The following is a 24,110-nucleotide window of genomic DNA, read 5'->3' on the forward strand; positions in this document are numbered from 1 at the left end:
CCTCTGGTTCCTGACGATATCTTATTCAAGACCGGGCGCTTCCAACGCCACCAGCACCAGTAGCGCCGCATCGCCGCCGAACTCCTTGGGGGCCTGATGAAAAGCCAGCACGTCCGGGTGCTGTGCCAGCCATAACGGGGTTTGCTGCTTAAGAATATGTTTGCCATGACCGTGCATGACGCAGGCGCAGTAAACATGTTCCCGGCGGCAGGCCGCCAGCAGGGCGCCCAGCTCCTGTTTGGCCTGCAACTGGGTCAACCCGTGCAAATCCAGAAACAGTTCAGGAGAGTAATCCCCTCTGCGTAGTTTCTTCAATTCATAATGACTGGCGCCGGGACGCACGTAGCGTGTCGGTCCTTCACTTTCCAACTGTGGCTGAAATTCGTCTGAAAAGTAAAAGCTGGCGTCGACCTGTTCCTGTAAGCGTCGTTGGGCTGGCACTTCGCCAACTTTTTTGCGGCGTGGCTTATGGGTATAAGTATCCTGGCGCAATTTTTTAGTCCCGGAGATTGACGAGCGAAAAAGCTGCAATTCGTCATCACTCAGTGAATATTTATTACTCATCGGTCGTTCACCCTGCATCAACATCCGGCCAGTTTACCCTGTCTCTGTTCCGTCGCTAAATAAAAGTCGGGATAACCGTTAGTTCTACCGGTTATATCTGCTGATTTGTCGCGGGCTTCATGGCAAACTAAGCGCCAATTTTCTATTCCGATGTGTCTGCGGAGGCAACCTTGGACAAAATTTTCGTCGATGAAGCCGTCAGCGATCTTCATACCATTCAGGATATGTTGCGCTGGGCCGTCAGTCGGTTTAACGCAGCCAACGTCTATTACGGTCACGGTACGGATAATCCCTGGGACGAAGCGGTTCAACTGGTCTTGCCCAGCTTGTTTCTGCCGCTCGACATTCCGGAGGATATGTATACTTCCCGTCTGACGTCCAGCGAGCGTCATCGCATCGTCGAGCGCGTCATCCGCCGGGTCAATGAACGTATCCCGGTCGCGTATCTGACCAATAAAGCCTGGTTCTGCGGTCTGGAGTTTTATGTTGATGAGCGGGTTCTGGTGCCTCGTTCGCCTATTGGCGAGTTAATCAGCGATTATTTCGGCGATCTGCTGCCAAAAGCGCCGAACCATATTCTGGATATGTGTACCGGCAGCGGCTGTATTGCCATCGCCTGCGCGCAGGCGTTCCCGGAAGCCGAGGTCGATGCGGTGGATGTTTCCAGCGACGCGCTGGCGGTGACCGAACAGAATATTCAGCAGCATGGCGTGGAATACCGCGTTACCCCGATTCGTTCCGATTTGTTTCGTGAATTGCCAGCCATCCAGTATGACCTGATTGTGACCAATCCCCCTTACGTCGATGAAGAGGATATGTCGGATCTGCCGCAGGAATTCCGCTATGAGCCTGAACTGGGGTTAGCGGCTGGCAGCGATGGTTTGACGCTGGTACGGCGTATCCTGGCCTGTGCGCCGGATTACCTCAGCGATGATGGCGTGCTGATTTGCGAAGTCGGCAACAGCATGGTGCACCTGATTGGTCAATACCCGGATATTCCTTTCACCTGGCTGGAGTTTGAAAACGGCGGGGACGGGGTATTTATGCTGACCAAGGCGCAGTTGATTGACTGCAACGCGCATTTCCACATTTATCGAAATTAAGCGGTATGGGCCCGGCGCGTCAGCGCTAAATCCATGCCGATACGCTATCCAATAGATTTCGAGCGGCGCAAAGGCGGCGAAAGCGCCAGCCGCTCGAAAGATAACGGGTATAAACCCTATATGCATACGCTAAGGAGTTGTGATGGCAGGAAACAGTATTGGACAGTTTTTCCGCGTCACCACATTTGGTGAGTCCCACGGCATTGCTCTGGGATGTATTGTTGACGGCGTTCCGCCGGGGATCCCACTGACAGAAGCCGATCTGCAACGCGATCTGGATCGCCGTCGTCCGGGGACTTCCCGCTACACGACCCAACGTCGTGAGCCCGATCAGGTTCGCATTCTGTCCGGCGTGTTTGAAGGGGTGACCACCGGCACCAGCATCGGTTTACTGATTGAAAATACCGATCAGCGTTCGCAGGATTACAGTGCTATTAAAGATGTGTTCCGTCCCGGTCATGCCGACTATACCTATGAACAAAAATACGGCCTGCGCGATTATCGCGGCGGCGGTCGCTCGTCTGCGCGTGAAACCGCAATGCGCGTGGCCGCGGGGGCCATTGCCAAAAAATATCTGCAACAGCAATACGGCGTAAAAATTCGCGGTTATCTGTCGCAGATCGGTGATGTCACGTGCGAACTCAAGGACTGGGATCAGGTTGAGCAAAATCCCTTTTTCTGTCCGGATGCCGATAAGCTGGAAGCGTTGGATGAACTGATGCGCGGGCTCAAAAAAGAGGGAGACTCTATCGGGGCCAAGGTCAGCGTGGTTGCAGAGTCTGTCCCCGCTGGATTAGGCGAACCCGTATTCGACCGACTGGATGCCGATTTGGCCCACGCGCTGATGAGTATTAACGCGGTAAAAGGCGTCGAGATTGGCGACGGTTTTGCCGTGGTGACCAAGCGTGGCAGCGAGAACCGTGATGAAATCACGCCGGAAGGTTTCCAGAGCAACCATGCGGGCGGCATTTTGGGCGGCATCAGCAGCGGACAGCATATTATCGCGCATCTGGCGCTTAAACCGACATCCAGCATCATGGTGCCCGGCAAGACGATTAATCGTCAGGGGGAAGCGACGGAAATGGTTACGCGTGGACGTCACGACCCGTGCGTTGGGATTCGTGCGGTGCCGATTGCCGAAGCGATGATGGCGATTGTTCTAATGGATCACCTGCTGCGTCAGCGTGCGCAGTGTGGCGATGTGGTGAGTCAGGTTCCCCGTTGGTAGAAAATCATGAGAAAAGGGTTTATTGGGGTTCTCGTATTGGTATTCAGTGCGCCGTTGTTGACAACGTCATTGTTGACAACATCATTGTTGACAACAAAGGCGTGGGCGAAAACGCCCTGGCAGGAAATGACGCACCCGGTTGCGGGTACGCCGCAGGCCATAGGCGGTTTTTCCAATGGTTGTATTATCGGCGCGCAGCCGCTGCCGTTGCAGTCGCCGGATTATCAGGTGATGCGTGTCGATCAGCGACGTTACTACGGCCACCCCGATTTGCTGGCGTTTATTCATCGCCTGAGCGCGCAGGTGAAACGCCGCACTGCCGCCAATGTGTTGGTCGGCGATATGGGGATGCCGGTTGGCGGACGGTTCAGTAGCGGTCATGCCAGTCATCAGTCCGGTCTGGATGTGGATATCTGGCTGCAATTGCCGAAACAGCGCTGGAGCCAGCAGCAACTGCTGAAGCCGCAACCGATTGATCTGGTGATGGCAAATGGCCGTCAGGTTAATCCGCGAGTCTGGCGGCCTGAGATAACCACGCTGGTGAAGCTGGCCGCGCAGGATAGCGACGTTACGCGTATTTTTGTTAATCCGGCGATTAAAAAGCAACTATGTACCGAGGCGGGCCACGATCGCGACTGGCTGCGGAAAGTTCGCCCCTGGTTCGGACATCGCGCGCATATGCATGTTCGCCTGCGTTGCCCGGCAGACAGTCTGGAGTGTCAGGAACAAGATCCGCCGCCAGCGGGGGATGGGTGTGGCGCTGAGTTGACCAGTTGGTTCCAGCCAAAACAACCGGCCAGCGAGCCTCCGGTGAAAACATCTCCACCCCCTTTGCCTCCGTCCTGTCAGGCATTGATTGACAGACATTTTGCTGCGGAATAATTCATGGACTGGTTTGTCGTAGGGCCCGAAATGTTGGGCATTCTGTTCTTCGTCGCCGTGTTGGCCGGATTTATTGATTCCATCGCCGGCGGCGGCGGTTTACTGTGCGTACCCGCTTTACTTGCCGTGGGACTGTCGCCCGCACAGGCGCTGGCGACGAACAAGCTGCAATCTATGGGCGGTTCCTTCTCTGCCAGCCTGTACTTTATTCGTCGCCGGGCGGTGAACCTCGGGGAGCAGAAACTGGCCATTGCGCTGACTTTTCTGGGATCGACGTTTGGGGCCTGGATGATTCAGCAGATTCACGCCGATTTCCTGCGGCAGTTGCTGCCCGTGTTGATCATCGGTATTGGACTTTATTTTCTGTTGTCGCCCAAAATTGGCGATGAAGATCGGCAGCGTCGTCTTTCCGGTCTGCCTTTTGCTGTTGTCGCGGGTGGCTGTGTCGGGTTTTATGACGGTTTTTTTGGACCCGGAGCCGGATCTTTTTATGCGCTGGCGTTTGTCACCCTGAGTGGCTTTAATCTGGCAAAGGCGACGGCACATGCCAAGGTTCTCAATTTCACGTCGAATTTCGGCGGTCTGCTGTTTTTTATGCTCGGCGGAAAAGTCGTGTGGGGGCTGGGCGCGGTGATGCTGGCGGGGCAGTTCATTGGCGCGCGTCTCGGCGCCAAAATGGTGCTGAGTAAAGGCCAGAAGCTGATCCGGCCTATGCTGGTGATGGTTTCTGGCGTCATGAGCTGCAAACTGATCTATGACAGTCACGGCTCGGAGATTGGCGTCTGGCTGGGGCAATTTTTCTGATGACGATGAATAATGCGATGGATACTCATCACTACCAGCAACTGATCGATATCTTCGACGGCTGTTTCAGCGGTGAATACAATACGCGCTTGATTAAAGGCGACGATGAACCTATCTACCTGCCTGCCGATGAACAGGTGCCGTATCACCGGATTGTTTTTGCCCACGGTTTTTACGCCAGCGCGTTGCACGAGATTTCCCACTGGTGTGTCGCGGGAGCGCAGCGCCGTTTGCTGGTTGATTTCGGCTACTGGTATTGTCCTGATGGGCGGGATGCCGCCACACAGAGCCAGTTTGAGGTGGTGGAAATCAAACCACAGGCATTTGAATGGCTGTTCTGCGTTGCGGCGGGTTTTCCGTTTAACGTCAGCTGTGACAATCTGAACGGCGACAGTGAACCGGATCGCATTGATTTCCAACGGCGTGTGCATGCGCAGGTCATGATGTATCTGGAGCAGGGGATCCCCCCACGCCCTGCGCGCTTTATTAACGCGTTACAATCGTTTTACAATACGCCGCCGCTGACGGCAGAACGCTTTCCGTATCCAGCCGATCTCTGCTGAATATGAAAGGAACAGATTAACCGAGGGTAATAAATGATCGCAGAATTTGAAGCGCGCATTCTGGCGCTGATTGACGATATGGTAGAGCATGCCAGCGACGATGAACTTTTTGCCGGTGGCTACCTGCGCGGTCATTTGACCGTATCGGTGGCGGAAGCCGAAGAGCTGGGGGAGCATACGCTGGAAGCCCTGAATGCCCGCGTCAGCGAAAGCATTGATAACGCTATAAAGAATGGCGAATTGTCGCCGCCGGATCAGATTCTGGTTAACCGCATGTGGGAAAACTTATTCCAGCAGGCGCAGAACCTGCAAACGCACTAAATCATCACGATGCTGACGGGGCGGTTATCGGTTCGTCAGCGACCTTCCTTGCTGTCAGACCGGTCTGCCTTTTAATAACTTCCTGATCCAGAAACGATTCGGATTCAGCGCCGCCAGCGTTTCTCTGTCTAACGGCAGCGGTTCGCCATAAATCTGCGAGGCCAGTATTTCCGCCGACAACGGGGCGGAGCAGAGTCCGCGCGATCCTAACGCGCCGATGATAAACAAATTCGGATAGACGGGTGCTGGCGGCAGGTCTTCCGGGCAGTGTTGCCGATGAAGCAAATCCTGATAACCGTCGAGAGTTTGCCGGTAGTCAGGAACGGCCCCCAATAACGGCAGGTGATCGCGCAACGCACAGCGCACGCCCTGACGTGCGCTGTGGTGGCTGATATCAATTTGCGATGCCCAGTCGGCACCGGGCAGGCAGTCTGACAGGCGCTGGCGATTTTCTTGCTGTTCCGCTTCCCGATAATCATTACTGGTATCACCACGTTGGTAGCTGGCGCCAATACAGTGTTCCTGATGTTGCGGGCTGACCGGCGTCAGATAGCCGTCATAGCACAATACCTGTTGCAGTCGCTGTAATACCGGTGTGGTAGGAATATGACTGACCTGACCGCGCACCGGATAGCAGGGTAACTGGCGGGTTTGCGGCCAGTCGGATAGCTGATGGCCATTCGCCAGAATAAGCGTGGAATGGGAGGCCGGTTGTCCCTTGTCGAAGGTTAATGTCCAGCCGCCAGCGGTTTGCTCAATGGCGGAAACCGGGGCGCCCATTCTGGCGATAAGCCCTTGCGCCTGGGCCAGCGCCATGGCTGAGGCGGTTAATTCCGCCGGGCATAGCCAGCCGCCGTCAGGATAGGTCACGCCTCCCGCGCCCAGAACCAGACCATTCTGTTCCTCAAGCTGTTGAGCGGTGACGCCTGATACCAGTTCCGCCGGCCATTCGCCCTGTAGAATATGTTCGATCTTGCGGGTGCTCTTTTCGTCATAGGCAAGCTGGCTGACGCCACACCACTGATGTTCGAATATTACCCCTTGCGCCGCCAGCGCAGCATACTGACGGCGGGCGAAGGTGAATGCGGCGGCGAAAAAACGTGAAAGTGCGTCATGCTTGTCGTTCAGTAACGGGTAAAGCGCGCCTTGTCGGTTACCGGACGCGCCTGTGGCGGGGAGTGCTTGCGCACAGTAGAGCGTGACGTTGGCTCCACGCCTTTGCAGGGCGAGAGCGGTTAATACGCTGGCAACGCCGCCGCCAACGATCGCGATATCACGGGTATTCGTTGCCGCGGGACGCGCATACCACGGCGTTGGCGAAGGGGCGGGAAGCGCCGCAGGGAGGATGCCGCTCAGCATCTCGCGCTTCTGACCAAATCCTTTGACCTTACTGACGCTAAAGCCGGCTTGTTGTAGCCCGCGACGAACGAATCCCGCGGCGGTAAACGTGGCGAACGTGCCTTGCCCGCGGCACAGACGCGCCATGGATTGAAACAGATTATCCGTCCACATATCCGGGTTTTTTGACGGGGCGAAACCATCCAGAAACCAGGCATCAACCTGATGATTTAATGAATCATCTAACGCAGGCAATAGCGCATTCACATCGCCAAACCACAGATCAAGAGTAATTCGCCCTTTATCCAGAATCAGCCGATGGCAGCCCGACAGCGGTAAAGGCCATTGCTGGCGTAGCGCGTCTGCGTAGATTGCCAGTTCTGGCCACTGCGCATGTGCGGCCGCCAGATCGTGCTGACGCAGAGGGAATTTCTCAAAACTGATGAAGTGCAGGCGCTGTAACATCGCTTCTGGCGACTGCGTTCTGAATTGGTCAAAGGCTTGCCACAACGTCAGAAAATTAAGCCCGGTGCCGAAGCCCGTTTCCGCAATAACGCAACTGGCGCGCGGATGCGTCAGAAACCGTTCAGGGAACCGATTGCCCTGTAAAAAGACATATCGGGTTTCTGCCAGTCCATCCTGATTGGAGAAATAGACGTCATTAAACTGTTGCGATACAGGTGTACCCTGTTCATTCCAGCTTAAGGACGCATGCTGGATGGGACGGTTATTCACGGCAAATGACTCATTATTCAAGCGATGCGGCGATTCTAACCAGCGGAATGCCGTGGCGCAAATTTAGCAAAAGTTCGGCTGATCGGACTTGTTCAGCTTACAACTGTACGCTAAAGTGCGATGCGAAATCCCAAATTTTATAAGTGGAAGAGGTATTTGATGAAACGTGCAGTGATTACTGGTCTGGGGATCGTATCAAGCATAGGTAATAACCAACAGGAAGTTCTGGCGTCTTTGCGTGAAGGGCGTTCGGGTATTACTTTTTCTCAGGAGTTGAAAGATTCCGGCATGCGTAGTCACGTCTGGGGCAATGTAAAACTGGATACTACCGGACTGATTGAACGTAAAATTGTACGTTTCATGAGCGATTCTTCTATCTATGCCTATCTGTCAATGGAACAAGCCATTGAAGATGCAGGTCTGGCTCCTGAGGCATATCAGTGCAACCCGCGCGTCGGACTGATTGCCGGTTCCGGTGGTTCTGCCCGTTATCAGGTGTTCGGCGCTGACGCCATGCGCAGCCCGCGCGGCCTGAAGGCCGTTGGCCCTTATGTAGTCACCAAAGCCATGGGATCCGGCGTTTCCGCCTGCCTGGCAACGCCGTTCAAAATTTACGGCGTCAACTATTCCATCAGTTCTGCCTGCGCCACTTCCGCACACTGTATTGGTAATGCGGTTGAACAAATTCAGATGGGCAAGCAGGATATTGTATTCGCCGGCGGCGGCGAGGAACTGTGCTGGGAGCTGGCCTGTGAATTTGATGCCATGGGCGCGCTGTCTACCAAATATAACGAAACGCCGGAAAAAGCGTCCCGTACTTATGATGCGGATCGTGATGGCTTCGTTATCGCTGGCGGCGGCGGAATGGTCGTAGTCGAAGAGCTGGAGCACGCGCTGGCGCGTGGCGCGCACATCTATGCTGAAATTATCGGCTATGGTGCAACGTCTGATGGCGCCGACATGGTTGCGCCTTCCGGTGAAGGCGCGGTGCGTTGTATGAAGATGGCGCTTCAGGACGTTAAAGCCCCGATTGATTACATCAACACGCACGGTACGTCTACCCCGGTGGGCGATGTGAAAGAACTGGGCGCAATCCGCGAAGTATTCGGTGACAACATCCCGGCGATTTCCGCCACCAAAGCGATGACCGGTCACTCACTGGGCGCCGCAGGGGTACAGGAAGTCATTTATACGCTGCTGATGCTGGAACACGGTTTTATTGCGCCAAGCATTAACGTTGATACGCTGGATGAGCGTGCGGTGGGGATGAATATCATTACTGAACCTACCGAACGTAAGCTGACCACGGTGATGTCGAATGGCTTCGGCTTCGGCGGCACCAACGCCGCGCTGGTGATGAGCAAACTCGAGAAGTAATCGTTACTTAATCATCGATGAACATAGCGGGTGCGGCGACAGCCGTTATGTTCAATATCCCCTGGTTATCTTCCAACATTTTCCCGCAGTGTCGCATATTGACACATTGACTGCTTCCCTGTTTACTGGTCGGGTTCTACAGTAGCCGATTCCGGCGCTGCGTAAGCGTTCACGTGATCCAACGCACCCGTTGTCTGCGGTTTTTCGCGGACGGAGAGGGCGTTGGGATTTATAGACCGCTCCTGCCTTCTCGCTTCATTTGTTGTTGATTTGGAGTAAGAGATGTCTTTGTTTGTTTTTCATTTGCGTCACGATTCTGCCGAGCGATCGCTGCTGTCGTTGACCTGTGCCGTTTTTCTTTCCTATTTGACTGTCGGACTGGCTTTGCCGGTGATCCCGCTGTACGTGCATCACGAATTGGGGCTGAACAACACCATGGTTGGGATTGCCGTCGGCGTTCAGTTTCTGGCGACGGTGCTGACCCGCGGTTATGCCGGGCGTTTAGCCGATCAGCAAGGCGCAAAGCGTTCAACGTTGCAGGGCATGGGCGCCTGTGCGTTGGCCGGCGTCGCTTATTTATTGGTAGCGCTGTTGCCGTTACCGGTAATGGGTAAATTTGCGCTGTTGGTTGCCGGCCGTTTGATTTTGGGTTTTGGTGAAAGCCAAATGTTGACGGGGAACATGACCTGGGGAATGGGGCTGGTCGGGGCACAGCGTTCAGGAAAGGTCATGTCATGGACCGGTATGGCGATTTATGGTTCGCTGGCCGCCGGCGCGCCATTAGGCCTGTGGCTGTATCACGGCTGGGGATTTATGGCGTTGGGTCTCTCTGCGCTGGCATTACCCATCATTGCCCTGTTGATGAACGGGCGTATTCCGGCAATCGCGGCCCATGGCGGCATTCGCCCTTCGTTCTGGAAAGTGGTCGGCCTGATATGGCAACCCGGTGTTGCACTGGCGATGCAGGGCGTAGGATTTGCCGTGATCGGTACGTTTGTGTCTCTCTATTTTAGCGTGCAGCAGTGGGGCAATGCCGGATTTGCGCTCACGGCGTTTGGTTTGTCGTTTGTCCTGATGCGTTTGGCTTTTGGTCATCTGCCTGACAAGATCGGCGGCAGTAAAGTCGCCATGATTTCTTTGATGATCGAGATCGTTGGATTGGTCGTGTTGTGGTTGGCGCCTTCCGCCGGGCTGGCGCTGTTGGGGGCCGCGCTGACGGGATTGGGTTGTTCGCTGATTTTCCCCGCGTTAGGCGTGGAGGTTGTGAAACGCGTACCCGTATCGGTACGCGGTACGGCGCTGGGCGGATATGCCGCCTTTCAGGACATTTCGTATGCGTTTAGCGGTCCGTTGGTCGGTATTCTGGCTACCGCTCAGGGCTATTCTTCCGTGTTTATGGCCGGCGCCGTTTGTGCGGCACTGGGTATCGCCGTAACGCTGAATTTCGCGGTGAACCAGCGATCAGAGCAAAATCCATAACAGAAAGACGGCGACACAGGCGCTGACAATCACCAAAAATAGAGGCTTCTGGAATAAGGATTGCCAGTTAAGCGGCAATGAAGCAATCAATGGATTGAGCAGCGGTTGCGGATACAGCGGCGATGTCGCCCAGTCGCTTTCCTGCGATCGCTGTATGCGTTGTGTAAACAGGAACGTTAAAACGTCGTTCATTTGCATCGGCGTGAGCGGCGTTTGTAATCCAACGTTAAAACGATTCTGCGTGTAATCCAGCAGCATTTGCTGTTCCTGAGCAGAAAGCGGCTGCTGTAACGCACTTTGCAGTACGGCGAGGCTGGAGGTGGCAAACGCTGTCGCCGTCTGTGAGCCGGATTGTGATGTCAATAGGGGCGCGTTGGCCGTTGTTTGCGTATTGCCGGAGGCGGGTTGTCCCCGGATGGCACTGTTCGCCGTGTCGGTCTGTGCAGGTTGCTGCTGCTGTTGCTGTGATGACGCCTGTAATAATGATGACGTTGGCAGCGACTTCGTTGCCTGCTGCAACATGATTTGCGTTTGCAGAAACTGGGTCAGCAATGACAGATGTTTGAGGGGGATAGATTCGCCCGCTTTTAAATTCTGCATGGTCATCAGCGCAGTCCAGATTTTGGCGGGCTGTTCTTCGGTCTGGGATGCCAGACGGTTTACCAGTTGATTCAAACTGTTCTGCTCGGCAGGAAGCAGCGGACGGTCAGGCGCATTAATCGCAGCCTGAGAAGCGTTTGCCGCGCTAGTCGCTTGGGGGGGCGCCCCATTTTGCAGTAGCGTCACCACCTGTTGTAACTGCGCCTTGCTGAGCGAACTGAGTACCGTATGACCGAACTGCTGACGGATAAAATCACTGACGACCTGGCGGTTATTCCCCTGCGGCAGCATGTCGGTCAGACGTTGCAGCAGTTGCTGGCGTCCGCTGTTATTATCCTGTACCTGTGTTAATCGTGTTTGTAGCAACTGCTCTGCGGGCTGATAGTGACGAGACTGTAGTTCAGCGTTTTCCGCCAGTCCGAGCCCTTGCTTGACGTTACTCCAGATTTCGGTGGCTTTTGATGTCGTCAGCGCCGCCACTTTGAGCACCAGATTCTCAAGCGTGGTGCGCTGTGCCGGCGTGAGCGGTTGATCGCCGCTGCTGACGCCGGATCGGCCGGTTGTTGATGAGGACGTCGTCGTGTTGACCGCTTGTTCGCCCGGCAGCGGGGCCCCGGGGCCACTTACTGGTTGCATACTGGCTATCCTCACTGCTGGCGGTTAATGTGGGGAATCATAGCAAGCTCTATCCGCCTTCGATAGTCACAAAACAACGTAAAACCCGGCGTTAATCGTGATGACTCCGCTTAACCAGCGGACGTCTCAGACGCTGCGCCAGTATGACGCCCAGTAACGTCACGCCGCCACCGATCAAATGATAGCCGTGCAGCGATTCATGCAGGAAGATAATCGCAATAACGGCGGTGAATAACGGTGTCAGGTTCATGAAGATGGAGGCGGTGCTGGCGCCCATTCGTATCAGGCCCTGAATCCACATAAACGGCGCGATGATGGACGCCAGAATGCCGGCAAAAGCCACCAGCGGAATGTTCTGACTGTTAAGCTGTACGTTGTCTGCGAACAGAAAATTAGGCAGCAACAGCAGTACGCCGAAAGCGATCTGTACATACAGCGACAGCCAGTTGGGCAAGGGAATATGCCAGCGTTTGGTTAACACACCGTAGAGCGCGTAGGCGGCGGCCGCGCAAAACATCATGATTTCCCCCGGGCCGATGCCCTGCCCAAGAATCTGTTCGGGGTGGCCCTCGCTGATAAGCCAGACAATGCCCGCGAGTGACAACACGCCGCCCAGCAGAATACCGAGCGTAGGCGCGATGCGAAGCAGCGGAATACTGATGATGACCGTTAGCAGCGGCACCAGCGATCCCAGTATTCCCATCATCAAGGCGCTGATAGTGTGCGCCGCGTAATAAGCCAGACTCTGATACAGCGCCATCCCCAGAAACCCAAGCAGCATCAGTTTCCAGCCATACTGACGAATCGTGCGCCAATGTTTGCGGACACCCGGCAGCATAAAGGGCGTCATCACCGCAAAGGCCAGGAGCCAGCGATAAAAAGCGATCGCTGCCGGATCAATCACCGCGGCAGAGAGCTTATTGACGATCACGTTAACTGACCAGATCAGGACGGCGACGGTGGGAAACAATGCGTTCAAATTAATACTTCTCATCAGGAACGGGAAAGCATTCAGTTTAACACTGCCGCTTTCAATGTGCCGAATGGCAGTGTCTTCGCCATCTGCGTATAAAACACCTGACTGATTTTTTACTGTTTCTGCGGTCAGTCATGACAGACACCGGAGCGGAGAATAAGCCCTTGGGCTTCCCCATCATTCAGTGGCAAAATAGCCTCCCTCTTTTTGACAGGGTAACCGATTACCGGGGAAGAAAATGAAGATTCTGGTTGATGAAAATATGCCGTATGCCCGCGAGCTGTTCAGCCGTTTGGGTGATGTGCAGACCGTGCCGGGGCGTCCGCTGCCGTCTGAAACCCTGCAAGGCGCCGATGCCCTGATGGTGCGTTCGGTGACGAAGGTTAACGCTGAACTGCTGACGGGAACATCGGTGACGTTTGTCGGTAGTGCAACGGCGGGCACCGATCATGTCGACCAGAACTGGCTTGCAGCGAACGGTATCCGTTTTTCTGCCGCGCCGGGCTGTAATGCCATCGCGGTTGTCGAATATGTCTTTTCTTCCCTGCTGATGCTCGCCGAACGCGATGGTTTCCAACTGCGTGACAAAACGGTGGGAATTGTTGGCGTGGGCAATGTGGGCGGCAGGCTGAATGCCAGGTTGCAAGCGTGGGGCGTAAAGACGCTGCTGTGCGATCCCCCCAGAGCTGAGCGCGGCGATGATGAAGATTTTCTGCCGCTGGAAACGCTGGTCAGGGATGCCGATATTCTGACTTTGCATACGCCGCTGTACGCGGAAGGTCCTTACCGGACAAAACATCTGGTTGATGAGTCCGTGCTGAATCGCTTTGCCGACGGCCGTATCCTGATTAATGCCTGCCGTGGCCCGGTGGTGGATAATGCGGCATTGCTTGCCGCCCTGAAGCGCGGGGAAAAACTCAGCGTGGTGCTCGATGTCTGGGAGCCGGAACCCGCCTTGTCCACCGAACTGCTGGCTCGCGTCGATATCGGTACGGCGCACATCGCTGGCTATACGCTTGAAGGTAAAGCGCGCGGCACGACCCAGGTTTTTGAAGCCTGGAGTGAATTTATCGGTAATCCGCAGCAGGTTGCCTTGTCCTCGCTATTGCCCGCGCCGGAGTTTACCCGCGTGACCCTGACGTCGCCGCTGGATGAAGCGTTATTAAAGCGGCTGGTGCATCTGGTGTATGATGTGCGCCGGGATGATGCCCTGTTACGTCAGGCTGCGCATCAGGATGGCGGGTTTGACCGCCTGCGTAAGCATTATCAGGAACGACGCGAATGGTCGTCGCTCCATGTCATCTGCGCCGATACTGCCAGCGCGGAATGTCTGCATAAGCTGGGATTCAATGCGACGATGGCAGCCGATCTTTGACGTATTTTCATTGTCATGACGAGATTAGTCGACGGGGATGGTTTATCGCCGTGGAAGTTTATTCATCAATTTGGGGAGAAGAACCACATGTCTGACGGCTGGAATATTGCTCTGCTGGGCGCAACGGGCGCGGTGGGTTCAGCGTTGCTGGCGTTGTTGCAGGAACGTGAATTTCCGGTGGGTGAACTGTATCCGCTGGCCAGCGAACGTAGCGTGGGTGAAATCATACGTTTTAATGGAAAATCCTGTCCGGTTGAGAATGTTGCGGATTTTGACTGGTCGCAGGCGCAACTGGCGTTTTTTGTCGCCGGTCAGGAAGCCAGCGAGCGTTATGCGGAAGAAGCCGGTAACGCGGGCTGTCTGGTTATTGACAGCAGCGGCCTGTTCGCGTTGGAGCCGGATGTACCGCTGGTTGTGCCGGGCGTGAATACGCATGTGCTGGCGGATTATCGTAATCGCAACATCGTCGCGGTTGCGGACAGTCTGACCAGTCAACTGCTGGTGGCAATCAAACCGTTGACGGATATCGCGGGTCTGTCCCGTTTGCAAATCACCGCCATGCTGTCGGTTTCCGCGCGTGGCAAAGCCGCCGTGGATGATTTGGCGGGACAAAGTGCGCGTCTGCTGAACGGTATTCCGCCCGAAGCGGGAATATTTCCGAAACAGCTGGCGTTCAATCTGTTGCCGCTGCTGCCGGATAACGAAGGCAGCGTGCGTGAGGAACGCCGTCTGGTGGATGAAGTGCGTAAAGTGTTGCAGGATGAGGGATTGCCGCTTTCTGTCACCTGTATACAGTCACCGGTGTTCTACGGTCATGCTCAGGTTGTTCATCTGGAAGCATTGCGCCCGCTGTCTGCGGAAGAAGCACGTGACGAACTGCTGCAAGTGGGGGAAGTTCAGGTGAGTGATGAACAGGATTACCCGACCCAGGTGGAAGACGCTTCCGGCAGTATACAACTGAGTATCGGTTGTCTGCGCAATGATTATGGTATGCCTGAACTGCTGCAATTCTGGTCGGTGGCGGATAACGTTCGTTTCGGCGGCGCACTGATGGCATTGGAAACGGCGGAATGTCTGGTGCAGGAGTATCTGGGGTAATGTCAGAACCGATGTTGGCGGGGGCGACTCAGCAAGGAGAGCTTGCCCCGCTGAAAATTGCGCTGGGCATTGAATATGACGGCAGCCGCTATTATGGCTGGCAGCGTCAGGCGGAAGTCGACAGCGTGCAAGGGGGCCTTGAGCGGGCCTTGACCAAGGTGGCGAATGAGCCGATCACGGTTTTCTGCGCGGGTCGTACCGATGCGGGTGTACATGCAACGGGGCAGGTGGTGCATTTTGTGACACAGGCGGTGCGTAAAGACGCGGCCTGGACCATGGGGGTAAATGCGAATTTACCGCCGGATATCGCCGTTCGCTGGGTAAAAACGGTAAGGGATGATTTTCATGCCCGTTTTAGCGCTACCGCACGCCGCTATCGTTATGTCATCTATAATCATCGCTATCGTCCGGCCATACTGGCCCAGGGCGTCACGCATTGCTATCTGCCGCTGGACGCAGAGCGGATGGAACGGGCGGGTCAATGTCTGCTGGGTGAGAACGATTTTACGTCGTTTCGCGCCGTGCAATGCCAGTCGCGGACTCCGTGGCGCAATGTAAATCATTTAAAGGTTACGCGTCATGGCGCTTATATCGTGGTAGATATTAAGGCCAATGCGTTTGTACACCATATGGTGCGCAATATTGTCGGCAGCCTGATGGAAGTGGGCTGTGGCAATCAGCCGGAAACGTGGATAGCCGAACTGCTGGCGGCAAAAGATCGCTCACTGGCGGCAGCGACGGCCAGGGCGGAAGGGTTGTACCTGGTTTCGGTGGACTATCCAACGTGTTTTGCTTTACCTCGACCCCCAATGGGGCCGCTGTTTTTGCATGACGAATGTTGAATGATTGGTTTTGCATGATGGGCTTTTTACGTCATGCACGTTGGCGTAACCGATGTTTGCGTGGCGATGCTGTGATCGATAAAGCGGGTGCTCATGGATGGAAAAGTGCAGTCGAGAGTGGTGTATAGCGGCACTTTCTATCGAAAGAGATGTTTTTATGGAATTCATACAATTTATTATTGATTTTATTCTGCATATTGATGTGCATCTGGCGGAACTGGTCGCGCAATATGGTGTCTGGATTTATGCCATTTTGTTTCTGATCCTGTTTTGTGAAACCGGGCTGGTCGTGACCCCGTTTCTGCCGGGCGATTCCTTGTTGTTTGTCGCTGGGGCGCTGGCTGCGCTGCCATCGAATGACCTGAATGTGCATACGATGGTTTTCCTGATGATTACCGCGGCGGTCATGGGGGATGCAGTGAACTACACGATTGGCCGTTTGTTCGGTGAGAAGTTGTTCAGTAATCCGGATTCAAAAATTTTCCGCCGCAGCTATCTGGATAAAACACATCAGTTTTACGCACGTCACGGCGGCAAGACAATAATTCTGGCGCGTTTTGTCCCTATTGTGAGAACATTTGCGCCGTTTGTCGCCGGCATGGGGCATATGAGTTACCGTCACTTTGCGGCTTATAACATAATCGGGGCGCTGCTGTGGGTCATTTTGTTTACCTACGCGGGATATCTGTTCGGTGACCTGCCGATAGTGCAGGAAAATCTGAAATTACTGATTGTCGTGATTATTTTTGTCTCTATCCTGCCGGGTATTATCGAGGTCGTCCGGCACCGGAGAGCGGCAATGCGTGGCAATGTGAAATAAGTGAACAGTATTTTAACATCCGGTTTGACCAGTTTTTTATCCACAGCACCGGATCGTTATGGTTTAATGGGCAGCATTTATGGTCTGTTCTTGGAACAACCCTTGACGCCAATGCCCTGGTGCCGCGATTGACGCGGGTCTATGGCATTTTTCAATTGGCTGTGTTGTCAGGGAATGGTTGAGGCATGAACAGCGGACTGGCATGTGCCAGGTTCAAGCAGAAAGGTTATCAATGAGCTGGATTGAACGAATTCTTAATAAAAGCAATATCACCCCGACCCGTAAAGCGAACATTCCTGAGGGCGTTTGGACTAAATGTGATAGTTGCGGTCAGGTACTGTATCGCGCAGAGCTGGAGCGCAATCTGGAGGTTTGCCCGAAGTGCGACCACCATATGCGTCTTTCCGCTCGAGCTCGCCTGCAAGCGTTCCTGGATAAAGAAGGGACAGTGGAGTTAGGCAGCGAACTGGAACCGAAAGATATCCTGAAATTCCGGGATTCGAAAAAATATAAAGATCGTCTGGTTGCAGCACAAAAGCAGTCTGATGAAAAAGATGCCCTGATCGTCATGAAAGGGACATTATATGGTATGCCAGTGGTAGCCGCTTCCTTTGAATTTGCTTTCATGGGCGGCTCTATGGCCTCTGTCGTTGGCGCGCGTTTCGTTCGTGCGGTTGAACAGGCGCTGGAAGATGGCTGCCCGCTGGTCTGTTTCTCCGCCAGCGGCGGCGCCCGTATGCAAGAAGCGTTGATGTCGCTGATGCAGATGGCGAAAACCAGTGCGGCATTGGCTAAAATGCGCGAGCGCGGCTTACCGTATATCTCCGTACTGACCGATCCGACGATGGGCGGCGTATCGGCCAGTCTGGCGATGCTGGGCGATCTGAATATCGCCGAGCCTAAAGCCCTGATCGGCTTCGCGGGGCCGCGCGTTATTGAACAGACGGTACGTGAAAAACTACCGCCGGGTTTTCAGCGCAGTGAGTTCCTGATTGAAAAAGGCGCTATCGACATGATCGTTCGTCGGCCGGAGATGCGTTATAAACTGGCGACGATTCTTGCCAAGCTGACCAATCAGCCGGAGCCAGGCAACGATGTGGTTGAACACCACAGCGACGCCGTGTCCGAATCACAGGATGAAGCGTAGCTGAACCGATGAACAGGAAGCGTGAGTCCGCCTCAGGCGACATGCGCGCTTCCTGTATAAAATGAACCGTAAGCCAGTGAACGGGACTCATGGATAATCTTCAAATACCCCAAGCCACGTCGCCTATGGTCACGTGGCTTCATTATCTGGAGCACCTGCACGCCAAGACCATTGATTTGGGACTGGAGCGCATTAAGCAGGTTGCCGAACATCTTCAATTACTACAGCCCGCCAAGGTTGTCTTTACCGTCGCAGGAACCAATGGCAAGGGCACGACCTGCTGTACGCTGGAATCAATCCTGATCTCTGCCGGACTGCGTGTCGGTGTCTACAGCTCCCCCCATTTGCTGCGTTATACCGAGCGGGTGCGAATTCAGGGCGCAGAGTTGCCCGAATCACATCATTGTCAGGCTTTCGCCGCTATCGAAGCCGGAAGAGGGGAGATCTCTCTTACCTATTTTGAATTTGGTACGCTGGCCGCGTTGCACTTGTTCAAGCAGGCGAATCTGGACGTTGTGATTCTGGAAGTCGGTCTGGGGGGGCGCCTCGATGCGACTAATATCGTGGACGCCGACGTGGCCGTCGTGACGAGTATTGCGCTCGACCATACCGACTGGCTGGGTAAAGATCGTGATAGCATCGGCAGAGAGAAAGCCGGGATATTCCGGCAGGGTAAGCCGGCCGTGGTGGGCGAACCCGATATGCCGGTCTCGATAACCGGTATCGCTGATGAGAAAGGCGCGGTGTTGTTGCGTCGTGGCCGGGACTGGGATTTCTCGATCCAACGCGATGGCTGGAGCTGGCAGAACAAGCAGCGCGAGCTGTCAGGATTGCCAATGCCGAATGTTCCTCTGGCCAACGCCGCCACTGCATTGGCCGCGTTGAACTATTCACCGCTGAATGTGAGTGAAGAGGCCATTCGTCAGGGCGTGAAGCAGGCGTTGCTCCCTGGCCGTTTCCAGATCGTTCGTGAAAAACCCATGCTGATTCTGGATGTGGCTCATAACCCTCACGCCGCGGCGTATCTCGCCAACCGTCTGGCAACCCTGCCAAAAGCGGGGAAAATCCGCGCGGTGGTGGGCATGCTGGCAGACAAAGATATTCCCGGCACGCTGAGCTATTTGCAGCCGCTGGTGGATGAATGGTACTGCGCCACGCTGGAAGGTCCGCGGGGCGCGACGGCGGCGCAGCTGGCTGAACATCTGAATCAGTGCCAGTCGTTCTCCGACGTGGTCAGCGCCTGGCGTCAGGCGATGGCGGTATCAACGGAGCAGGATATCGTCATTGTGTGTGGATCTTTTCATACGGTAGCGCATGTAATGGAAGCGCTGGATGAGGAACAAGCCTATGGCGAGTAAATTTCAGAATCGCCTGGTCGGTACCATTATTCTTGTTGCACTGGGCGTGATTGTATTGCCCGGTCTGCTGGATGGTGAGAAGAAGCACTATGAAGATGAGTTTGCGGCTATCCCGCTGATCCCCAAGCCGGGAGACAGCGATGAGATGGATTCGTTGCCTCCGCTGAACCAGTCCTTGCTGACCCAGCCGCCTGAAGGGGCAGAGGCGGCGATGCAGGATAAGCCGCCAGCCGCGGACGGTACGGACACCGGCGTTCCCGCGGAGCGTGTTCCCCCCGACGCGAATGCGCCTGCGGTTGTGACGGCGCCGCCTGCCGTGGTGGAACGGCCACCCGTTCAGACTCCGGCTCAACCTCCCATCGCGCCAAAAGTACAGCCTAAACCGGAGGTGAAGCCAAAAGTTGAAACCAAACCGGAACCCAAGCCTGAAGTCAAACCAGAAACGCCGGCCGCAGAACCAGCGCCCGTCGGACAGGCCTATATCGTTCAACTCGGAGCGCTGAAAAATGCGGACAAGGTGAATGAAATTGTCGCCAAGCTTCGTCTTTCCGGCTATCGGGCTTATACCGTACCCGCAACGCCCGTGGCGGGGCAGATTACCCGTATCTATGTCGGCCCTGATGCATCGAAACAGAAGTTGCAGGCATCATTGGGTGAGTTGCAGCAACTGAGCGGTTTAAGTGGTCAGGTGAGGTCGCATAGCGTGCGTTAAGGAGTGGCATCCGTCTTTATTGTCTATTGATAAAATCGGCGGAAATACGCTACGCAAACGTTTTCTTTTTCTGTTAGAATTCGCCGCGAACAGGATGATGTCGCGGCTTACCGGTAGCATCGTTCATTATTAGGATCGTTCATGGTTTGGGTTGATTACGTCATTATTGGCATCATCGGATTTTCGGCTCTGGTTAGCCTGATTCGAGGGTTTGTTCGTGAAGCGTTGTCGCTGGTAACCTGGGGATGTGCATTTTTTATCGCCAGCCATTACTACGCCTATCTGGCGATCTATTTCACCCGTTTTGATGACGAACTGGTACGTAACGGCATCGCTATTGCCATTCTGTTTATTGCGACGTTGATTGTGGGTGCTATCGTCAACTATGTGATTAGTTCACTGGTTGAACACACTGGATTATCGGGCACCGACCGTGTATTGGGCGTTTGCTTTGGTGCGCTGCGCGGTGTGTTGATTGTCTCCGCACTGCTATTCTTTTTGGATACCTTTACCGGTTTTTCACAGAGTGACGACTGGAAGCAGTCCCAGTTAATCCCGCAGTTCAGTTATATTATCAGGTGGTTTTTTGACTACCTGCAAAGCACGTCAAGTTTCTTGCCGCAGCACATTACACTGCGGTAGCGCTGATGAGGAAAAGACACCATGTGCGGTATTGTCGGTATCGCCGGTTTTACACCGGTCAACCAGTCGATTTATGACGCGTTAACGGTGTTGCAACACCGTGGGCAGGACGCTGCGGGCATTGTCACCATTAATGACTCAAATTGCTTCCGCCTGCGTAAGGCCAATGGCCTGGTGAAGGATGTGTTTGAAGCAAGACACATGCAACGTTTACAAGGGAATATGGGCATCGGCCACGTGCGTTATCCCACCGCGGGCAGTTCCAGTGCGTCGGAAGCGCAGCCTTTTTACGTTAACTCCCCCTTTGGGATCACGCTGGCACATAACGGTAATCTGACTAACGCGCATGAACTGCGTAAAAAGCTGTTCGAGCAGGAACGCCGTCATGTCAACACCACGTCTGATTCCGAAATTCTGTTAAACATTTTCGCCAGAGAGCTGGACCGTTTTCAGCACTATCCGCTGGAAGCCGATAATATTTTTGCGGCGATTGCTGCGACGCACCAGCAAATTCGCGGTGCTTATGCCTGTGTCGCCATGATTATCGGTCATGGGATGGTTGCTTTTCGCGATCCCAATGGCATCCGTCCGCTGGTGATCGGTAAACGCGATCTGGAAGATGGGCGCAGTGAATATATGGTTGCGTCGGAAAGCGTCGCGCTGGATACGCTGGGCTTTGAATTTCTGCGTGATGTTGCGCCGGGAGAGGCGATTTATATCACTGAAAAAGGGCAGTTGTTTACCCGGCAGTGCGCCGAAAATCCGAAGAGCAATCCGTGCCTGTTCGAGTATGTTTATTTTGCGCGCCCGGATTCTTTCATCGATAAAATTTCCGTATACAGTGCCCGCGTCCGGATGGGGCAGAAGCTCGGTGAAAAGATTGCACGCCAGTGGGAAGATCTGGATATTGATGTCGTTATCCCTATCCCTGAAACCTCCTGCGATATCGCGTTGGAAATTGCGCGCATCATTAACAAGCCGTATCGTCAGGGATTTGTGAAGAACCGCTATGTCGGCCGGACGTTCATCATGCCGGGCCAACAGGCGCGTCGCAAATCAGTTCGGCGCAAACTGAACGCTAACCGTGCGGAATTTCGCGATAAGAATGTGTTGCTGGTTGATGACTCCATCGTGCGCGGCACCACGTCCGAGCAGATCGTTGAAATGGCCCGCGAAGCTGGCGCCAAGCGTGTGTACCTGGCCTCGGCGGCACCGGAAATCCGTTTCCCGAACGTGTACGGCATCGATATGCCGAGCGTGAATGAACTGATTGCCCACGGGCGTGAAGTCGAAGAAATTCGCCAGCTCATCGGTGCTGACGCGCTGATTTTCCAGGATCTGGACGATTTGATCGCCGCGGCGCGTGAAGATAATCCAGACATCACACAGTTTGAATGTTCGGTATTCAACGGCGTATATGTGACGAAGGATGTCGATCAGGGTTATCTCGACTATCTGGAAATGCTGCGTAATGATGATGCCAAAGCGTTGCGTAGCCAGAATGAAGTCGAAGATCTGGAGTTACACAACGAAGGCTGAGTCTGAGTGTTATACCTGTAATAAAGCCAACGCGCATGCAACTTGACGTATAACGGGTATAAACATTTTTTAGCGGTGTAATGAGCGAAAAAAGGAGTACGTTCTGACGTGCTCCTTTCCTGTTTTTATCTACTTCTTGCTTATCGTTAATCATTACGGCAAAGTCGGCGCAGATCACTTATTCGCATCAGTTAATCGCATGCGATCAGTCAGAGGCGGTATTGATGAAACGACTCATTATTGGTATTTCCGGTGCCAGCGGTGTGATTTATGGCATTCGTTTGTTGCAGGTTTTGCGGACTGTGGAAGGGATAGAAACTCACCTTATCATGAGCAATGCGGCCCGGCAGACGCTCACTCTGGAGTCTGATTTCAATCTGCGTGACGTCCAGGCGCTGGCCGATGTTGTGCATGACACCCGCGATATCGCCGCCAGCATCTCTTCTGGTTCGTTTAAAACCGCTGGCATGGTGATCCTGCCCTGTTCAATAAAAACCCTGTCGGGCATTGCGCACAGCTACAGCGATAATCTGCTTACGCGTGCGGCGGATGTAGTGCTGAAAGAGCGTCGTCCGCTGGTGCTTTGCGTGCGCGAAACGCCGTTACATCTGGGGCATTTGCGGATGATGACCGCTGCCGTAGAACTCGGGGCGATTATCATGCCGCCCGTGCCGGCTTTTTACCATCGCCCGCAAAGTGTGCAGGATATTATCGATCAGACGGTGAACCGTGTGCTTGATCAGTTTGATATCGAATTGCCGGAAGAGCTGTTTACCCGCTGGCAGGGCTCGTAATGGTCACTTGTTTTTTGCTGTTTCTGGCGAAACACTGTCTATAATAAATAAGGCGTTATGCTTGCTTATAGTGCATTTTTATAACATTGCGCTATTTTTGTGCGCTATTGCACTTTATTGGAGCGAAACGATGTTCATTTACACGCAATCCTTCTCAAATTTTACGCTCTTCCTGGAAATATAGATTAATAAAATCAATTAAATAAATTGTTACTCTGCGACGGGTTACTTTCAGCCGCGTTTCTGGGGTTGTTTTGTCAATGTGGCATGAAAACTGCTATGTTTCGTAATGAGAAATAAACAGCAATCACGTCATTCATATTTACATCGATAAAAACCGTTAAATATCTACGACTAACTTTTGACCTCAATCACTTATGGTAAGGGTAGCAATATGAAAAAACTGGTAAAAATTCTGCCGTTGGCATTAATTCTGGCCGCAGGAAGTGCGATGGCCGCCATTCCCGAAAATATTAAAATTGGTACCGATCCTACTTATGCCCCTTTCGAATCTAAAAATTCCAGCGGTGAACTCATCGGTTTTGATATCGATCTGGCCAAAGAGTTATGCAAACGTATTGAAGCCAAGTGTACGTTTGTCGAAAGCGATTTTGATGCGTTGATCCCGTCCCTGAAAGCCAAAAAAATTGATGCCATCATCTCTTCACTTTCTATTACTGAAAAACGTCAGCAGGAAATCGCTTTCTCTGAGAAATTGTATGCCGCCAATGCCCGTCTGATTGCGAAAAAAGGCGCCAATATCGAACCTACGCTGGCCTCGTTAGGGGGCAAACGCGTCGGTGTATTACAGGGAACGACTCAGGAATCCTACGCGAATGCACTCTGGCAGCCGAAAGGCGTTGAGATCGTCGCTTATCAGAATCAGGAATTAGTCTATGACGACTTGACGGCCGGCCGTATCGATGCCGCGTTTCAGGATGAAGTGGCGGGCAGCGAAGGCTTCCTGAAGCTGGCAGCGGGGAAAGACTATGAGTTTGCCGGCCCTGCGGTTAAAGACGACGTATATTTTGGCGTGGGCACCGGTATTGGTCTGCGTAAAACGGATACCGAGCTGAAAGCCGCGTTGGATAAAGCATTTGAAGAAATTCGCAAAGACGGTACTTACGATACATTTGCCAAAAAATACTTCGATTTTGATGTCTACGGCGGCTAAGAC

Annotated in this window: 23 protein-coding genes; 19 read left to right on the forward strand and 4 right to left on the reverse strand. The window is 54.0% G+C overall.

The features are described 5' to 3' along the window. Nucleotides 1–21: 21 nt before the first annotated feature. Entirely contained in the window at nt 22–564 is a 543-nt protein-coding gene (gene smrB, locus DDT52_RS01430) for an endonuclease SmrB (RefSeq protein WP_136154782.1), read from the reverse strand. Nucleotides 565–734: 170 nt separating this feature from the next. Between smrB and prmB the strand changes: the two genes are divergently transcribed. The 6 genes from prmB (at nt 735) to DDT52_RS01460 (ending at nt 5,465) form a co-directional block, all read left to right on the forward strand. Beyond that, entirely contained in the window at nt 735–1,667 is a 933-nt protein-coding gene (gene prmB, locus DDT52_RS01435; protein WP_136154783.1) for a 50S ribosomal protein L3 N(5)-glutamine methyltransferase, read from the forward strand. 142 nt (nt 1,668–1,809) lie between these two features. Next, nucleotides 1,810–2,895, forward strand: a complete 1,086-nt coding sequence (gene aroC / locus DDT52_RS01440; RefSeq protein ID WP_136154784.1) for a chorismate synthase — start codon at nt 1,810–1,812, stop codon at nt 2,893–2,895. A gap of 6 nt (nt 2,896–2,901) precedes the next feature. Further along, nucleotides 2,902–3,777 carry a penicillin-insensitive murein endopeptidase gene (mepA, locus tag DDT52_RS01445; protein WP_168709716.1) on the forward strand — a complete coding sequence of 292 codons (876 nt, stop codon included), beginning with the start codon at nt 2,902–2,904 and terminating at the stop codon, nt 3,775–3,777. Nucleotides 3,778–3,780: 3 nt separating this feature from the next. Further along, nucleotides 3,781–4,581 carry a sulfite exporter TauE/SafE family protein gene (locus tag DDT52_RS01450; protein ID WP_136154785.1) on the forward strand — a complete coding sequence of 267 codons (801 nt, stop codon included), beginning with the start codon at nt 3,781–3,783 and terminating at the stop codon, nt 4,579–4,581. Nucleotides 4,582–4,598: 17 nt separating this feature from the next. Further along, on the forward strand, nt 4,599–5,144 hold the full coding sequence (locus tag DDT52_RS01455) for an elongation factor P hydroxylase (RefSeq protein ID WP_136154925.1): 546 nt from the start codon (nt 4,599–4,601) through the stop codon (nt 5,142–5,144). A gap of 33 nt (nt 5,145–5,177) precedes the next feature. After that, the gene (locus tag DDT52_RS01460; protein ID WP_109055605.1) at nt 5,178–5,465 is read left to right on the forward strand and encodes a YfcL family protein; all 288 of its coding nucleotides are present in this window, start codon (nt 5,178–5,180) and stop codon (nt 5,463–5,465) included. Nucleotides 5,466–5,519: 54 nt separating this feature from the next. On the opposite strand, the gene mnmC is transcribed toward DDT52_RS01460, so the two are convergent. After that, nucleotides 5,520–7,538, reverse strand: a complete 2,019-nt coding sequence (gene mnmC / locus DDT52_RS01465) for a bifunctional tRNA (5-methylaminomethyl-2-thiouridine)(34)-methyltransferase MnmC2/FAD-dependent 5-carboxymethylaminomethyl-2-thiouridine(34) oxidoreductase MnmC1 (protein WP_136154786.1) — start codon at nt 7,536–7,538, stop codon at nt 5,520–5,522. Nucleotides 7,539–7,697: 159 nt separating this feature from the next. Between mnmC and fabB the strand changes: the two genes are divergently transcribed. Both fabB and DDT52_RS01475 read left to right on the forward strand, forming a co-directional pair. Next, nucleotides 7,698–8,915, forward strand: coding sequence for a beta-ketoacyl-ACP synthase I (gene fabB / locus DDT52_RS01470; RefSeq protein WP_136154926.1), 1,218 nt, complete (start codon nt 7,698–7,700; stop codon nt 8,913–8,915). 282 nt (nt 8,916–9,197) lie between these two features. Beyond that, complete coding sequence (locus tag DDT52_RS01475; protein ID WP_136154787.1) at nt 9,198–10,394, forward strand: MFS transporter; 1,197 nt, start codon at nt 9,198–9,200, stop codon at nt 10,392–10,394. Here DDT52_RS01475 and flk read toward each other — a convergent pair. Both flk and DDT52_RS01485 read right to left on the reverse strand, forming a co-directional pair. Next, nucleotides 10,377–11,630, reverse strand: coding sequence for a flagella biosynthesis regulator Flk (gene flk / locus DDT52_RS01480; protein ID WP_136154788.1), 1,254 nt, complete (start codon nt 11,628–11,630; stop codon nt 10,377–10,379). The two genes, DDT52_RS01475 and flk, sit on opposite strands and share 18 nt — an antisense overlap. Nucleotides 11,631–11,721: 91 nt before the next feature. After that, nucleotides 11,722–12,624 (reverse strand): DMT family transporter, encoded by a 903-nt coding sequence (locus tag DDT52_RS01485; RefSeq protein WP_136154789.1) that lies wholly within the window; start codon nt 12,622–12,624, stop codon nt 11,722–11,724. A gap of 220 nt (nt 12,625–12,844) precedes the next feature. Here DDT52_RS01485 and pdxB point away from each other — a divergent pair, with 220 nt between their 5' ends. From pdxB to DDT52_RS01545, 11 genes are all read left to right on the forward strand, one after another. Continuing rightward, nucleotides 12,845–13,981, forward strand: coding sequence for a 4-phosphoerythronate dehydrogenase PdxB (gene pdxB / locus DDT52_RS01490; RefSeq protein ID WP_136154790.1), 1,137 nt, complete (start codon nt 12,845–12,847; stop codon nt 13,979–13,981). Nucleotides 13,982–14,068: 87 nt separating this feature from the next. Further along, entirely contained in the window at nt 14,069–15,079 is a 1,011-nt protein-coding gene (locus tag DDT52_RS01495) for an aspartate-semialdehyde dehydrogenase (protein ID WP_136154791.1), read from the forward strand. After that, nucleotides 15,079–15,921 carry a tRNA pseudouridine(38-40) synthase TruA gene (gene truA, locus DDT52_RS01500; protein ID WP_168709717.1) on the forward strand — a complete coding sequence of 281 codons (843 nt, stop codon included), beginning with the start codon at nt 15,079–15,081 and terminating at the stop codon, nt 15,919–15,921. Before DDT52_RS01495 ends, truA begins: the two co-directional genes overlap by 1 nt. Nucleotides 15,922–16,078: 157 nt before the next feature. Beyond that, nucleotides 16,079–16,741 (forward strand): DedA family protein, encoded by a 663-nt coding sequence (locus DDT52_RS01505; protein WP_136154792.1) that lies wholly within the window; start codon nt 16,079–16,081, stop codon nt 16,739–16,741. A gap of 232 nt (nt 16,742–16,973) precedes the next feature. Further along, nucleotides 16,974–17,888: an acetyl-CoA carboxylase, carboxyltransferase subunit beta gene (gene accD, locus DDT52_RS01515; protein WP_109055615.1), complete on the forward strand. Its 915-nt coding sequence runs from the start codon at nt 16,974–16,976 to the stop codon at nt 17,886–17,888. 89 nt (nt 17,889–17,977) lie between these two features. Further along, nucleotides 17,978–19,246 carry a bifunctional tetrahydrofolate synthase/dihydrofolate synthase gene (gene folC / locus DDT52_RS01520; RefSeq protein ID WP_136154793.1) on the forward strand — a complete coding sequence of 423 codons (1,269 nt, stop codon included), beginning with the start codon at nt 17,978–17,980 and terminating at the stop codon, nt 19,244–19,246. Next, nucleotides 19,236–19,958, forward strand: coding sequence for a cell division protein DedD (gene dedD / locus DDT52_RS01525; RefSeq protein ID WP_136154794.1), 723 nt, complete (start codon nt 19,236–19,238; stop codon nt 19,956–19,958). The genes folC and dedD overlap by 11 nt, the downstream gene beginning before the upstream one ends. A gap of 141 nt (nt 19,959–20,099) precedes the next feature. Further along, nucleotides 20,100–20,600: a colicin V production protein gene (gene cvpA / locus DDT52_RS01530; RefSeq protein WP_136154795.1), complete on the forward strand. Its 501-nt coding sequence runs from the start codon at nt 20,100–20,102 to the stop codon at nt 20,598–20,600. A 21-nt stretch (nt 20,601–20,621) separates the two neighbouring features. Then, on the forward strand, nt 20,622–22,139 hold the full coding sequence (gene purF / locus DDT52_RS01535) for an amidophosphoribosyltransferase (RefSeq protein WP_136154796.1): 1,518 nt from the start codon (nt 20,622–20,624) through the stop codon (nt 22,137–22,139). 224 nt (nt 22,140–22,363) lie between these two features. After that, nucleotides 22,364–22,933 carry a UbiX family flavin prenyltransferase gene (locus DDT52_RS01540; protein WP_136154797.1) on the forward strand — a complete coding sequence of 190 codons (570 nt, stop codon included), beginning with the start codon at nt 22,364–22,366 and terminating at the stop codon, nt 22,931–22,933. Nucleotides 22,934–23,327: 394 nt separating this feature from the next. Continuing rightward, on the forward strand, nt 23,328–24,107 hold the full coding sequence (locus DDT52_RS01545; RefSeq protein ID WP_109055621.1) for a lysine/arginine/ornithine ABC transporter substrate-binding protein: 780 nt from the start codon (nt 23,328–23,330) through the stop codon (nt 24,105–24,107). Nucleotides 24,108–24,110: the final 3 nt, after the last annotated feature.

Origin of the sequence: Brenneria roseae subsp. roseae, assembly GCF_003115845.1 — a bacterium.
Classification (GTDB): Bacteria; Pseudomonadota; Gammaproteobacteria; order Enterobacterales; family Enterobacteriaceae; genus Brenneria; species Brenneria roseae.

What these genes read in the sequence shown, in the direction of transcription:
- fabB (WP_136154926.1), top strand. Translation starts at nt 7,698, where the DNA reads ATGAAACGTGCAGTGATTACTGGTCTGGGGATCGTATCAAGCATAGGT.
- dedD (WP_136154794.1), top strand. Translation starts at nt 19,236, where the DNA reads ATGGCGAGTAAATTTCAGAATCGCCTGGTCGGTACCATTATTCTTGTT.
- cvpA (WP_136154795.1), top strand. Translation starts at nt 20,100, where the DNA reads ATGGTTTGGGTTGATTACGTCATTATTGGCATCATCGGATTTTCGGCT.
- DDT52_RS01475 (WP_136154787.1), top strand. Translation starts at nt 9,198, where the DNA reads ATGTCTTTGTTTGTTTTTCATTTGCGTCACGATTCTGCCGAGCGATCG.
- flk (WP_136154788.1), bottom strand. Translation starts at nt 11,630, where the DNA reads ATGCAACCAGTAAGTGGCCCCGGGGCCCCGCTGCCGGGCGAACAAGCG.
- accD (WP_109055615.1), top strand. Translation starts at nt 16,974, where the DNA reads ATGAGCTGGATTGAACGAATTCTTAATAAAAGCAATATCACCCCGACC.
- truA (WP_168709717.1), top strand. Translation starts at nt 15,079, where the DNA reads ATGTCAGAACCGATGTTGGCGGGGGCGACTCAGCAAGGAGAGCTTGCC.
- DDT52_RS01540 (WP_136154797.1), top strand. Translation starts at nt 22,364, where the DNA reads ATGAAACGACTCATTATTGGTATTTCCGGTGCCAGCGGTGTGATTTAT.
- DDT52_RS01495 (WP_136154791.1), top strand. Translation starts at nt 14,069, where the DNA reads ATGTCTGACGGCTGGAATATTGCTCTGCTGGGCGCAACGGGCGCGGTG.
- DDT52_RS01505 (WP_136154792.1), top strand. Translation starts at nt 16,079, where the DNA reads ATGGAATTCATACAATTTATTATTGATTTTATTCTGCATATTGATGTG.
- DDT52_RS01545 (WP_109055621.1), top strand. Translation starts at nt 23,328, where the DNA reads ATGAAAAAACTGGTAAAAATTCTGCCGTTGGCATTAATTCTGGCCGCA.
- mepA (WP_168709716.1), top strand. Translation starts at nt 2,902, where the DNA reads ATGAGAAAAGGGTTTATTGGGGTTCTCGTATTGGTATTCAGTGCGCCG.
- DDT52_RS01460 (WP_109055605.1), top strand. Translation starts at nt 5,178, where the DNA reads ATGATCGCAGAATTTGAAGCGCGCATTCTGGCGCTGATTGACGATATG.
- purF (WP_136154796.1), top strand. Translation starts at nt 20,622, where the DNA reads ATGTGCGGTATTGTCGGTATCGCCGGTTTTACACCGGTCAACCAGTCG.
- DDT52_RS01485 (WP_136154789.1), bottom strand. Translation starts at nt 12,624, where the DNA reads ATGAGAAGTATTAATTTGAACGCATTGTTTCCCACCGTCGCCGTCCTG.
- DDT52_RS01450 (WP_136154785.1), top strand. Translation starts at nt 3,781, where the DNA reads ATGGACTGGTTTGTCGTAGGGCCCGAAATGTTGGGCATTCTGTTCTTC.
- pdxB (WP_136154790.1), top strand. Translation starts at nt 12,845, where the DNA reads ATGAAGATTCTGGTTGATGAAAATATGCCGTATGCCCGCGAGCTGTTC.
- folC (WP_136154793.1), top strand. Translation starts at nt 17,978, where the DNA reads ATGGATAATCTTCAAATACCCCAAGCCACGTCGCCTATGGTCACGTGG.
- smrB (WP_136154782.1), bottom strand. Translation starts at nt 564, where the DNA reads ATGAGTAATAAATATTCACTGAGTGATGACGAATTGCAGCTTTTTCGC.
- aroC (WP_136154784.1), top strand. Translation starts at nt 1,810, where the DNA reads ATGGCAGGAAACAGTATTGGACAGTTTTTCCGCGTCACCACATTTGGT.
- DDT52_RS01455 (WP_136154925.1), top strand. Translation starts at nt 4,599, where the DNA reads ATGGATACTCATCACTACCAGCAACTGATCGATATCTTCGACGGCTGT.